The 12,135-nt window shown below is 42.7% G+C and carries 11 protein-coding genes; all 11 read left to right on the plus strand.

Annotated features, from left to right (window positions below):
- Nucleotides 1-4: 4 nt before the first annotated feature.
- The 11 genes from JZO70_RS18460 (at nucleotide 5) to JZO70_RS18510 (ending at nucleotide 11,874) form a co-directional block, all read left to right on the plus strand.
- Entirely contained in the window at nucleotides 5-844 is an 840-nt protein-coding gene (locus JZO70_RS18460; protein ID WP_207675157.1) for an amino acid ABC transporter substrate-binding protein, read from the plus strand.
- A 69-nt stretch (nucleotides 845-913) separates the two neighbouring features.
- Entirely contained in the window at nucleotides 914-1,735 is an 822-nt protein-coding gene (locus JZO70_RS18465) for an amino acid ABC transporter substrate-binding protein (protein ID WP_207675158.1), read from the plus strand.
- A 148-nt stretch (nucleotides 1,736-1,883) separates the two neighbouring features.
- Nucleotides 1,884-4,271, plus strand: coding sequence for a DNA translocase FtsK (locus JZO70_RS18470; RefSeq protein WP_207675159.1), 2,388 nt, complete (start codon nucleotides 1,884-1,886; stop codon nucleotides 4,269-4,271).
- Nucleotides 4,272-4,713: 442 nt separating this feature from the next.
- Nucleotides 4,714-6,663: a BglG family transcription antiterminator gene (locus tag JZO70_RS18475; RefSeq protein ID WP_207675160.1), complete on the plus strand. Its 1,950-nt coding sequence runs from the start codon at nucleotides 4,714-4,716 to the stop codon at nucleotides 6,661-6,663.
- A 4-nt stretch (nucleotides 6,664-6,667) separates the two neighbouring features.
- Nucleotides 6,668-7,132 carry a PTS sugar transporter subunit IIA gene (locus JZO70_RS18480; RefSeq protein ID WP_207675161.1) on the plus strand — a complete coding sequence of 155 codons (465 nt, stop codon included), beginning with the start codon at nucleotides 6,668-6,670 and terminating at the stop codon, nucleotides 7,130-7,132.
- Nucleotides 7,133-7,157: 25 nt separating this feature from the next.
- Nucleotides 7,158-7,466 (plus strand): PTS fructose-like transporter subunit IIB, encoded by a 309-nt coding sequence (locus JZO70_RS18485; protein WP_207675162.1) that lies wholly within the window; start codon nucleotides 7,158-7,160, stop codon nucleotides 7,464-7,466.
- 11 nt (nucleotides 7,467-7,477) lie between these two features.
- On the plus strand, nucleotides 7,478-8,575 hold the full coding sequence (locus JZO70_RS18490; RefSeq protein ID WP_207675163.1) for a PTS fructose transporter subunit IIC: 1,098 nt from the start codon (nucleotides 7,478-7,480) through the stop codon (nucleotides 8,573-8,575).
- Between the two features lie 151 nt (nucleotides 8,576-8,726).
- Complete coding sequence (locus JZO70_RS18495; RefSeq protein WP_207675164.1) at nucleotides 8,727-9,092, plus strand: hypothetical protein; 366 nt, start codon at nucleotides 8,727-8,729, stop codon at nucleotides 9,090-9,092.
- 73 nt (nucleotides 9,093-9,165) lie between these two features.
- Nucleotides 9,166-9,438 (plus strand): hypothetical protein, encoded by a 273-nt coding sequence (locus JZO70_RS18500; protein ID WP_207675165.1) that lies wholly within the window; start codon nucleotides 9,166-9,168, stop codon nucleotides 9,436-9,438.
- An 18-nt stretch (nucleotides 9,439-9,456) separates the two neighbouring features.
- Complete coding sequence (locus JZO70_RS18505) at nucleotides 9,457-10,395, plus strand: LacI family DNA-binding transcriptional regulator (protein ID WP_207675166.1); 939 nt, start codon at nucleotides 9,457-9,459, stop codon at nucleotides 10,393-10,395.
- 411 nt (nucleotides 10,396-10,806) lie between these two features.
- A complete protein-coding gene (locus JZO70_RS18510; RefSeq protein WP_207675167.1) occupies nucleotides 10,807-11,874 on the plus strand; it encodes a DUF2922 family protein in 1,068 nt (355 codons plus the stop codon).
- The last annotated feature ends 261 nt before the right edge of the window (nucleotides 11,875-12,135 follow it).

Consider the following 12,135-nt stretch of genomic DNA (forward strand, 5'->3'; position numbering starts at 1 on the left):
TAGTATGAAATTGAAAAAGTTTGTATTAGGAACAGTTGCTTTAGTAAGCGTGGCAGTTTTGGGAGCCTGCGGCAATGGCAGCAACGATGATGAAGCATCAAATGAAAACACATGGCAACAAGTAGAAGAATCAAAGAAAATCACCATCGGCTTGGATGATACCTTTGTACCAATGGGCTTTAAAGATGAAGACGGCGAAATTGTTGGTTTTGACATTGACTTAGCTAAAGCTGTTTTTGAGCAATACGACATCGAACCAACCTTCCAGCCGATTGACTGGTCCATGAAAGAAAATGAATTAGAAAACGGTACGATCGACCTAATCTGGAACGGCTATACCATGACTAAGGCTCGTGAAGAAAAAGTAGCCTTCACAAAACCTTACGCGAAAAATGAACAAGTAATTGTAGCTGAAAAAGACAGCGGCATTACCAAAGATGAAGATTTGAAAGACAAAATTTTAGGCGCACAAGAAGGTTCTTCTGGTTACGAGGCCTTCAACAATGAGCCTGAAAAATTAAAAGACTTAGTAACAGACCAAGATGCAACTTTGTATGCCAGCTTCAATGAAGCATTTATTGACTTGGAAAGCGGCCGGATTGATGGCTTGCTGATCGACCGGGTTTACGCTGATTACTACTTGAAGCAAGCAGGTAAAACTGATGACTTTACGGTCTTTAATGCTGGATTTAACAACGAAAACTTCGCTGTTGGTGCACGTAAAGACGATACCGAACTGGTTGGGAAAATTAATGACGCCTTCGATAAATTACAAGAAGACGGCAAATACGGGGAAATTTCACAAAAATGGTTTGGTGAAGAATGGAGTCTTCCTGAAGATTAACAGAATATAGGCGAGCGGATCAGTTCGCCTATTTTTTTATACAAAAATCAAAAAATAGGGGTGTAATTTATGAAGAAATGGGTTGCAGGAATAGTTGGTTTGGCAATGGTTTTTGGACTTTCGGCTTGTGGTGAAAAAGAAGCCAGCGGTGACGACAGCTGGCAAAAAATCGAAGAATCAAAAGAAATTATTATCGGTTTGGATGATACTTTTGTGCCGTTAGGCTTCAAGGATGACGATGGGGAAACAGTCGGTTTTGACGTTGATTTGGCTAAAGCGATTTGTGAGGACTACGGCATCGAGCCGACTTTCCAAGCGATTGACTGGTCGATGAAAGAAAATGAGCTGGATAATGGCACTATCGATTTGATTTGGAACGGCTATTCTGTAACAAAAGCTCGTGAAGAAAAGGTACTCTTTACTAAGCCGTATGCTAAAAATGAACACATCGTTTTAACTCGCAAAGACAGCAATATTACTGATCGCGAACAAATGAAGGGCAAAATTCTGGGGACGCAGGAAAGTTCTTCTAGTTACGAATCTTTCTTGAAAAATCCAGAATATCTGAAAGATCTAGTTCAAGATGAAGATGCGGTGCAATATGCCAGCTTCAATGAAGCCTTCATGGATCTTGAAAATGGTCGTCTCGATGGTATTTTAGTTTCGGTTATTTACGCCGAGTACTACTTGAAGCAAAATGATAAGTTGGATGACTTCAACCTATTTAACCCCGGCTTCCAAGGGGACAGCTTCGCAGTAGGCGCCCGTAAAGGCGACGAAGCATTGGTGGAAAAATTGAATCAAGGCTTTGAAAAACTAGAAGAAGATGGCCGCTACGCCGAAATCTCGGAAAAATGGTTCGGTACGGCTTGGGAGATTCCCGAAGAGTAGCAACATTTTCTCTAATCGAATTCTCAAGTAAAGGCCGTCATTTGGTCCATTTGAATTGAAAAGTTGAAGAAGTAGCAAAAAGAGGCAAACAAAACTTTTGTTCGCCTCTTTTTTTTTGTATAATGGAACAAGTGAAAAGAGGGATAAAATGGCGCAGAAAAAGCGTACGAAGAAAAAGAAAAAGACGACAAAAAAACAAAAACAGCTGCAGGAACAGCGATTAGTTATTATTATCGGTCTTATTTTTATCCTGTTTGCAGTGTTCGCCTTCTTCAGCCTAGGTTTTTTGGGTAATTTGATCGCCAATGTCCTTCGCATGGCAGGCGGAAATACGTATCAGTTTTTAGCCTTGATGCTAGGAATTTACGGCCTGCTTCTGGTCGTTAAAAATACGAAATTGAAAATTACGAAAGGCAGACGCTGGGCGGGGATTGGTGTGTTTTATATTGGCTGCTTAGTTATTATGCACGCCCGTTTATTTGCCAATGTTCAAAGCCAGAATCCCAATGTCTTGAAAACTACTTGGGAATTACTAATGACCGACTTTTTAGGCAATCAGATTACGCAAAATGTCGGCGGCGGTATGCTGGGCGGCGGAATATACAGCTTAACTCATTTTCTAGTTTCTCAAGTGGGCAGCTATATTATTGCCGGCTTGCTGCTGGTTTTAGGTTTGTACTTGTTCAGCATGATGGATTTTGCGCAAGTAACCGATGCGATCAACCAATTGCTGGATAATATTCAGCAGTGGTTCACCGAATCCGATGAGAAAAAAGCGGAGCGGGATGCCAAACGCAAAGAACGCCAAGAAACTAAAGCTCAGCAGAAGGCTGAAAAAGAAGCGGCAGCGAAAGAGCGACAAGCTGAAAAAGAACGCAACCAGGTTCGTCCGCTAACGCCAGGGGAGAAATTGGCGAAGGAAAATCAAGAACCGATTGAAAAAGAACCCGAGCAGATGACGTTGGTGCCGATTGAGGCTTATCAAGCGAATGCAGAACCGAAGCCAGCAGCAAAACAGGCGGCTGTCGAAGAAGAAGAGCCGGATAATGGCGACTTGGAATTTGAAATCAGTGCTGAACCAGAAGATCACGATTATCAATTACCGCCTTCAACTTTGCTGGACTCAATCCCAGCGGCTGATCAAAGCGATGAGTACAAAAAGATCGAAAACAACATCAAAATCTTGGAAAAAACCTTCGACAGCTTTGGCGTAGAAGCCAAGGTAGTTAAGGCCAGCTTAGGGCCATCAGTAACTAAGTTCGAAATCCAACCAGCTGTGGGCGTTAAGGTCAGCAAAATCGTCAACTTAACCGATGATATCGCGTTAGCACTAGCCGCGAAAGATGTGCGGATGGAAGCACCGATTCCCGGGAAATCCTTAATCGGAATTGAAGTACCAAACAGCACCATCAGTACCGTTTCTTTCCGAGACATTATCGAGTCCCAGCCAAGTCATCCCGATAAGCTGTTGGAAGTACCACTTGGTCGCGACATCTCAGGGATGGTGCGGACAGCTGATTTAGCGAAGATGCCTCACTTGCTGATCGCCGGGTCTACCGGTAGCGGGAAGTCGGTGGCTATTAATGGAATCATTACTAGTATTTTAATGCGGGCTAAGCCGAATGAAGTCAAAATGATGATGATTGATCCGAAAATGGTGGAGCTGAATGTCTATAACGGCATTCCCCATCTCTTAACGCCGGTGGTAACAAATCCTCGTAAAGCGTCTCAAGCCTTGCACAAAGTAGTGCAGGAAATGGAAGAACGTTATGAGAAGTTTGCCGCTACTGGTGTCCGAAATATCACTGGCTTCAACGAACTAGTGATCCAGAAGAATTTAGAGGATGGACAAAACCGTCCGATCTTACCATTTATTGTGGTGATCGTGGATGAGTTGGCTGACCTGATGATGGTAGCCAGCAACGAAGTCGAAGATGCCATCACGCGGCTAGCACAAATGGCGCGGGCAGCTGGTATTCATATGATTTTGGCAACTCAACGACCAAGTGTCGATGTCATTACCGGGATCATTAAAGCCAACGTGCCATCACGAATTGCTTTCGCTGTTTCCAGCGGAACCGATTCTCGTACGATTATTGACAGCAATGGTGCGGAGAAATTATTAGGCCGTGGAGATATGCTATTCCTGCCAATGGGTGAAAACAAACCGATCCGGGTTCAGGGAGCCTTTATTTCTGACCACGAAGTCGAAGAAATTGTGCAGTTTGTTTCCGATCAGCAGGAAGCTCATTACGAAGAAAAAATGATGCCAAGCGAAGAAGATACCACCTCTTCACCATCAGATGTCCCACAAGATGAGTTGTACGAAGATGCCAAAGCCTTAGTGGTGGAAATGCAAACCGCCAGCATCTCTTTGCTGCAGCGTCGTTTCCGTATCGGCTACAACCGTGCCGCTCGAATTGTGGATGAGCTGGAGGAAAAAGGCGTTATCGGTCCATCGGTCGGCAGTAAGCCTCGTGAGGTCTACATGGAAAAGGCTGAAGAAGAAATCGAAAATCCGATGGATGAAGTTTAATATCAGCAGAAAAAGCATGAGATTATCTTATGCTTTTTTGCGTTCTAGGAAAATCCATTCTATAATTATTTACGAAAATGTACACAAAGCGAATGCTATGAACCAGACAAAGAAGGAAGAGAAATGAGCACTGAGGAATTGGCCTGTTACACCGGATTAAGTCGTCTTCTTTGAATGCCGCAGCAGAAAGGGAGAAGCAGTAACTGAAGCTATCAAAGCAATCGTTGATGTCTGCCATAAGTATAATGTACCGAGGATTACTGGATAATAAAATAGGAAGTATCCTAAACGAGGGGTTGAAAAGACGTCTCGTTTTTGTTTTGATTAATTGCATGTGAAAAAATTTCAACATTAATGTGTAATCAAGTTGTGTTATACAACAAAAATAACCTGTGCTATATTTTAATCAAGTTGATAAGCGCTTACAATTGGAGGAAACATAATGGAGGGAATGAATACTCGACAGAAAAAGTTAATCAGCTTGCTGGTGCAAAACGATGAGTACTTGCCCGTGGTGCACTACGCCAAGCTTTTAGGAAAAACCAATCGCACGATTTACTCAGATTTAGAAAAGATCCAAGCCAACTGTTTGGATGCTCAGCTGCTGATTGATAAGAAGCCGCGCATCGGCGTCAAGCTGGTAGGGGAGGCATCAGCAAAGATGCAGCTGTTGGAAGCATTGGATCAGCCTTGTGAAGACAACAGTGAATCTACTCCTTTCGATCGGCAATTACTGATTGCTAAAATGCTGTTGGTTGACGAACAAACAGTCACCCAGCAGAAATTGTCGGATCAATTTCACGTGAGTGCCAGCTCGATTGCCAGTGATTTGGAGAAAATTAATGAAACCTATGCGGTACAAGTAGTTGCCTCCAAAAAAGGAACTTGGATTGAGGGAAGCGAAGAAGAGCGCCAACGCAGCTTGTTCCGCTTAAGTGAAAACTTGCTGATTTTTAAGGGGATCACAAACGAACAGCTCTTTCTGGAAAATGGATTTCAAGCTTTACAAACGATTTTTGATCCAGCAATTGTTTCGGCCGTTTTCCAGCAGGTCCAGCTGCTAAAACAAAATCCAACCGTTTTTGTATCGGAGCAATACGAAAAATCGCTAACCATTCGTCTAATTATTTTCTTGGAGCGATTAAAGAGGCAGCAGCACGTTGAAGAGGACGAATTCCTATTTGATCAAATTAAAATGATCGACACTTACTTTTTGGCTAGTGAATTTTTGTCCACGGTTACTAAACAACTGAATATTCCATACCAAGAAGATGATGTCGCCTATGTGAATCGCCAGCTGGTAGGATATGGTGTGAAAATTCATTCCGATCAACAGCAAGCTTTAACCGATTTCGCTCCTATCATTGACAAGGTTTTAAAGAATATGAGTGAAATTATGCAAGTCGATTTTATGAGGGATGAAGAGTTAAAGCAACGTTTTATCAATCACTTTATTCCAATGATTTATCGACTGAAGCTGGGCATTGAGATTACTAATCCTTTAGTGGAAGAGATCAAGAATCAGTATTCGATTATTTTCAGCTCTACTTGGTACGCCTTGTCTAATATAGAACACGAGTTAAAGGTTCAGTTTAATGACGAGGAAGTCGCTTTCTTGGCAATGTACTTTCAAGTCTCCTTAGAAAAAAGCCAAAACGGTAAAAAAATCCTGATTGTTTGTCCTACCGGTGTTGGGACATCAGAGCTGATTTATCACAAGATCAAACGAATTTTACCAGCACAGGATATCGCGGAAGTCACCACGATTGATAAATTGTACAAAAAGAATCTAGACAATGTGGATCTGATTATTTCCTCAATCCATTTACCGGAAATAAACAAGCCGATAATTAAAGTGTCTACACTGGTTACTCAGGAGGATATCAAAAACATTACGTCGCTGTATTCTGACTTTTTCTATCAAGAGGAAGATACAACCAGCCTGACAATGGAATTTCATTCACTGAAAGAGGTCATTGATGAAGACTATATTGAGACTGAAAAACAGTTTGAAAACAAAACCGACTGTCTAAACTATATGATTGATCGGCTGGAAAAAGGCAAGATAGTCGACAAAGCCTTTCGACAAGAGGTCTTTGAACGAGAACAACTAGGAGAAACCGCACTGGAAACCGGTGTAGCGATTCCCCATGCAGCACCGCAAAATGTGCTGAAAACAAAAGTATTTATACTAACGTTAGAAAAACCGATTGTGTGGGATCAGCGGAAGGTCAGCTATGTCTTGCTGATGTGTGTAGCCAAATGCGACCGCAGCTTAGTTAGAGGAATTATTACCGATATGCATAAAATTGTTCGTTCAGAGGTTAACATCAAGCACTTTTTCTTTAAGAAGAATGCCCATGAAATTTATCAAGAAATCAGTAGGAGGTAGGAGAATGACAAAAGTGATTACAAAGGAACTCGTTGATTTAGCAACAGCAGGCGAGAACAGTCAGCAAGTTATAGAAACGTTAGCCCAGCGAATTGATACAACCGGGCGCATCAGCAATTACGAGGGTTATTTACAAAGTGTATTGGATCGGGAGGAATTGACCTCAACAGCGATTGGCTTTGGCATTGCCATTCCTCATGGGAAAAGCCCCCATGTCAAGGAATGCACGGTGGCTTTTGGCCGCTTGAGTCAACCGGTAGACTGGAACAGCCTGGATGGCAAAGAAGTAGAAATGGCCTTTTTACTGGCGGTGCCAGAAGAGTGTGCCGGCGATGAACACTTAAAAATTATTGCTGGATTGTCTCGCAAATTGGTTCATGAAGACTTTCGGGAAATGTTGCGAACATCAGCGAGTGAAGAAGAAATTGTCCAAGTCATCAATGATAGTCTGGCGACTGTCTTAAACTAAAACGAATAAAGGGAGAGAATAGAATATGAAATTAGTTGCTGTAACTGCATGTCCATCAGGAGTCGCTCACACTTATTTAGCTGCGGAAAGCTTAGAGGTAGCGGCGAAGAAAAACGGGATCGATATTCACGTTGAAACCCAAGGCTCCATCGGCATTGAAAATGAACTGACTAGTGATCAAATCGCAGCAGCGGATGCGGTCATTTTAACCAATAACATCGGGATTAAAAATGAAGAGCGCTTCAAAGGCAAACCGGTTGTGCGGGTAAGTGCCGGCGATTGCATCAACAAGGGAGAAGCGATCGTTAAGAAATTGCAGCAAAAATTAGGGTAGGAGGAAAAAGAATGGTCAACTTATTAAAGGATACTAGAAAGAATTTGATGACAGGCGTCTCTTACATGATTCCTTTTGTCGTAGCCGGCGGGATTTTACTAGCTTTGAGTGTTTTATTCTCGGGAAGTGCGTCGGTACCTAGCGAAGGAATGCTGGGAGACATTGCCAATATTGGTGTGACTGGTCTTGGGATGATGGTTCCGATTCTTTCTGGTTACATCGCTTTCTCTATGGTGGATCGACCTGGGTTAGCACCAGGTATTATCGGCGGTTTAATTGCTAGTAATATCGGAGCTGGTTTCTTAGGCGGGATTTTATCCGGTTTATTGGCAGGTATTGTCGTTTATTATTTGAAACAAATCAAGTTGCCGTCTAGCTTGCGTTCGTTAGGGCCGATTTTCATTATCCCGCTAATTGGAACAACCATCGTTGGTTGTTTGATGTATTGGGTAATTGGTCAGCCGATTGCAGCTTTAATGACTGCCTTAACCGCTTGGCTGGAATCGATGGGAACCACTAACCTCGTTCTATTAGGCTTAGTTCTTGGCGCAATGATTGCTTCTGATATGGGTGGTCCGATTAACAAGGTGGCCTTTGGTTTTGGTTCGGCGATGGTTGGAACGATTGATTCCGTAACCGGGATGCCTAGTGATACTGCTTTGTCGATCATGGCAGGGATTGGTGCAGCAATTTGTATTCCGCCATTGGCAATGGGCGTTGCGACTTTGGTGGCTCCGAAGAAATTCACCATGGAGGAACGCAACTCTGGAAAAGCTGCGATCGTTATGGGTATGGTAGGCATTTCAGAAGGTGCGATTCCTTTCGCGGCTGCTGATCCCTTACGCTGTATCCCAGCGAACATGATCGGCAGTGCCATTGGTGCAGCAGTAGCAATGGGCTTAGGCGCTGGTAATCCAGCACCATGGGGCGGCTGGATTGTTGCTCCGGTATCTCAGAACCCATTAATGTATATTGTTGGAACTTTGGTTGGTGTGGCGATTACAGCTGGTATCGTCATAGTTTTGAAAAAACCAGTGGAGGTGGCAGATGGTGCCGCAGCCAGTGTATCAGCTGATGAAGACATCGACTTAGATATTGAAATTATGTAAAATTAATCCGAACTATTTAGAGAAAATCCAGGTAACAACTGGAGAATTTCTAGATAGTTCGTTTTTTGTCTTACGTAACCAACCTAACTTTTCTTGAAACCTAGGGAACATGCTATACTAAAATCAACGAACCCACTAGGAGGAAAAGTAAATGGCAAAAATTTATCAAGGCACTGGTTTATTCGGCAAAGATGCAATTGGCGTATTCGAGGATGGCAAGGTCTATAAAGGTACCGGAATTTTAGGTAAAAATTTAATCGGCTCTTATAAAGATGGCAAAATTTACACTGGCAGCGGCCTGATTGGTAAAGATCATATCGGTCAGTTTAAGGATCAAAAGATTTACAAGGGAACTGGTCTATTTGGTAAAGAAGCAGTCGGAACTTGTAAAGACGGCAAAATTTACAAAGGCACGGGCTTGTTTGGCAAGGATCAAATCGGTTCTTATGAAGGGGACGACGATGAAGGAGCGGCAGCAGCGGCATTGTTGCTGATGGCTGATGATTTAGCAGAGTAACTGAAACATTCTGCTTGCTGTGGTACGCGTTTCATCCGCTATACTTTGGTTATAAACAAAGGAGGAGAAAGCGATGAATGCGTATGTAGAAGTCCAGGACAAAACAGGAACCGATTATTATTACGCCGCTTTAGAAGTAAAAAATCAAAAATTGTCAGTCAAACGGCATCAAGGGTTATACAAGGTGGCGGAAAAAGAGCTCTCTTTAAACGAAATCCACGATTTAGCTGTCGGAGGCAATCAGGACCGACAAATAAAATTCCATCACGGCAAAGACAGCTTTACCTTTTTCGATGCAGGCAATAATGTTGTCGGCTACCTTTACCATCAATTATTTACGGCTTAGTCCACTGGAGGAACACCTATGGCAAATATTCGAGACATTGCGAAAAAGACGGGGTATTCAGTTTCAACCGTTTCGCGAGTGATTAATAATCATCCCTACGTTGCGGAAGAGAAACGGCATGAGATCCTGGCAGTGATGGCGGAGCTGAACTACGTTCCCAACCATACTGCCCGTAATCTCAGCTACGGAAAAACCAAAAATATTGGGGTTGTGATTCCTTTTACCAATCATCCTTGCTACGATCGCCTGGTGGAGGGCATTCTGGAAGCGGCTTTTCCGGCACAATATAAAGTGACTCTATTGCCGACTAACTATGATCCAGCCATTGAAAAAAGTTATCTGGATGAACTGGCTGCCAAAAGCTTTGACGGGCTGATTATTACCTCCAAAGCCAATTCGCTAGCGGTGATTACGGACTACTTGAAATTTGGCAAAATTGTTCTGTGTGAAGAAGCCGATGCTGAAGGATTAAGCAGCATTATTATCGATCGAAAAAGCTCTATCACCGAAGCTTTGCATTATATGAGGGAGCAAGGTGTGGAACAGATTGGTCTGGCCTTAGGACGTGACGGGGAAAATAGCAGCAATTCCAGGGTGGCATTGCAGTTGTGTAAAGAACTGTTCCCGGCTTTCGATCCTGACTTGGTCAAATGGGGCTGTCAGAGCCCGGAAGATGGACTAGCAGCGGCGGAATTTTTCAAAAATCATCAGATGGACGGTGTTTTCACCAGTGGGGATGAGGTAGCCGCCGGAATTATTGCCGGTTACGGTTCAGAAGAAGCACCGTTGGTAGTGGGGCAGGAGAATCTCTTTATCAGCCGCGTGATGAACTTTCCAACCTTAGATCATCACTTGCCGGAATGTGGCAAAAGAGCTTTTGAAGCACTATTAGATGAAGAAATTCAACGAATAAAAATACCCTATACATTTGTCAAACGCAACGAAGGACTTAGCTGATCACAGTCAGCCGAGTCCTTTTTTGATAGAGGTTCCTATGCAGTCTGTAGAAGCGGGCCAAACCGTTGAAAGAAAAAGTCGTGGCACCCTATTAAAATAACGTATGTTATTTTAATAGGAAATGTCTATCCGGTGGTGAAGAATCATTTCTGTATCTGCGATTCAGGATTGAATAAACGATCAAAGTTGCTAAAATAAGATCAATTCAATTACTTATGAAAAATATATTGCTTTTTGATGAGTTTTTAGCTAAAATAAGAATCGTAATAAAAGAACAAACATTATTAAATAGACCTGTCTATTATTGCGTCGAGTTTTGTTCAAAGAACCGCAGCAATTTAGTGCCTGAAAAACAGACTATCTAGTTGAAAAGAACTAAAGTACAATACCTAATGATGAGGAGATATGACCATGACTTCAACCAGCAAACCACTTTCAAACCGTCAATTCTTTGGGATGGGATTCACAAATTTAGAATCGAGATTTTCTTCTAATCTGAAACAAAAAAATGATGCCGCTTACTTGGTGCAAGGCGCTTTAGCCGTGATGGTAAGAAATGCCCTTTGTCCAGCAGATTTTTCGGGTTTTTCCAAGGAATTGGTTCGTAAATTGTTTATGGAAGACTACGATCTTTCAGCAGTTCGGGAGTTGTGTGTCTATTTCAAAGAATACTTTAATGAAGAAGAATGGGCTGAAGTGACGGCGCGTCTATTTCCTAATCAACAAGAATTTGCTCAATTAGAAGAGCGAACTCGCGTACATATTGAAAAAATCTACCACCTGTTACACTCTGGTGAACGTCCAGTCGAGGTGAAGGCTAGTCTCGTGACTACCTTTGAAGACGAAAATGGGAAAAAGCATGGCTGGACCCTTAGTAATGTCGATCCTAACCTGACAACCGAGGAGCATGATGCCCTTTTAGCAATTTTGACCACTTTAGACATTTTCCAAAAAGACGGCGTAAGACGCTTTGCTAAACTAGTTGGTGCCTATTACAATCTAGTGCAAGTGACCATTAATCCGCAAGCAGTCAAAGAAGAAGCGCCGGAACTAAAAGCAGCGAAGTTTGCGGTATTGCCAAAAGTAGCTTCTCTATCAATAGACGCTGATGCGGATATACCTGCGGAAACCATTGATAGTCAAGAGGAGCCTGCCCTAGATGAAAAGGGTGAGTTTTTAGATACGGTTATAGTGGAAGAGGAGGCTCCCGCTCCGAAATTACCTGACGAATTGCCAAAGCCAAACGGATTAGCTCAAGGATTATTTTCAGGAATGCCTCTGGTAGAATCGTTGAAGTTACAGCTTAAAGGAATGGTGAATCAGCAGCCAGCACCTGTTGTCCCCGACGATAAATCGGAGGATAAAGGCGTCACCCGAAACTTAAATAAGGACAGTAAGGATTTGATGAATAAGCCAAATAAGCGGCAAAAGGGGAACGGCGGTAAGAAAAGAAGAGGGAAAAAAGGCAAGAAACGGTAATAGATTGCCAATCATTTTTTGGCAGTTCAGTGGAATGATTGGCCCGAATGTTCTTGATCTGAGAGCCTCGTTCGCTTAGGTGAACAACTGTGTTAAGAATCACCTGCTGCAACACGTGATGGATCGAGTTGGTGCACCATTCTATTCGTTATGCCTTCAGTTTGTCCAAGTCTGCTGATAATCAATCCATTCATTTTGAAGTCTCATTGTTTTTCTTTGAGGCTTTTTCTTGATGGGCTAAAAAAGCGCTGATCAATCATT

The organism is Candidatus Enterococcus moelleringii (assembly GCF_017377575.1).
Lineage (GTDB): Bacteria > Bacillota > Bacilli > Lactobacillales > Enterococcaceae > Enterococcus_A > Enterococcus_A moelleringii.

Excerpts from the sequence above, each read along its gene's own strand:
- JZO70_RS18460 (WP_207675157.1), top strand. The coding sequence starts at position 5 with ATGAAATTGAAAAAGTTTGTATTAGGAACAGTTGCTTTAGTAAGCGTG.
- JZO70_RS18465 (WP_207675158.1), top strand. The coding sequence starts at position 914 with ATGAAGAAATGGGTTGCAGGAATAGTTGGTTTGGCAATGGTTTTTGGA.
- JZO70_RS18470 (WP_207675159.1), top strand. The coding sequence starts at position 1,884 with ATGGCGCAGAAAAAGCGTACGAAGAAAAAGAAAAAGACGACAAAAAAA.
- JZO70_RS18475 (WP_207675160.1), top strand. The coding sequence starts at position 4,714 with ATGGAGGGAATGAATACTCGACAGAAAAAGTTAATCAGCTTGCTGGTG.
- JZO70_RS18480 (WP_207675161.1), top strand. The coding sequence starts at position 6,668 with ATGACAAAAGTGATTACAAAGGAACTCGTTGATTTAGCAACAGCAGGC.
- JZO70_RS18485 (WP_207675162.1), top strand. The coding sequence starts at position 7,158 with ATGAAATTAGTTGCTGTAACTGCATGTCCATCAGGAGTCGCTCACACT.
- JZO70_RS18490 (WP_207675163.1), top strand. The coding sequence starts at position 7,478 with ATGGTCAACTTATTAAAGGATACTAGAAAGAATTTGATGACAGGCGTC.
- JZO70_RS18495 (WP_207675164.1), top strand. The coding sequence starts at position 8,727 with ATGGCAAAAATTTATCAAGGCACTGGTTTATTCGGCAAAGATGCAATT.
- JZO70_RS18500 (WP_207675165.1), top strand. The coding sequence starts at position 9,166 with ATGAATGCGTATGTAGAAGTCCAGGACAAAACAGGAACCGATTATTAT.
- JZO70_RS18505 (WP_207675166.1), top strand. The coding sequence starts at position 9,457 with ATGGCAAATATTCGAGACATTGCGAAAAAGACGGGGTATTCAGTTTCA.
- JZO70_RS18510 (WP_207675167.1), top strand. The coding sequence starts at position 10,807 with ATGACTTCAACCAGCAAACCACTTTCAAACCGTCAATTCTTTGGGATG.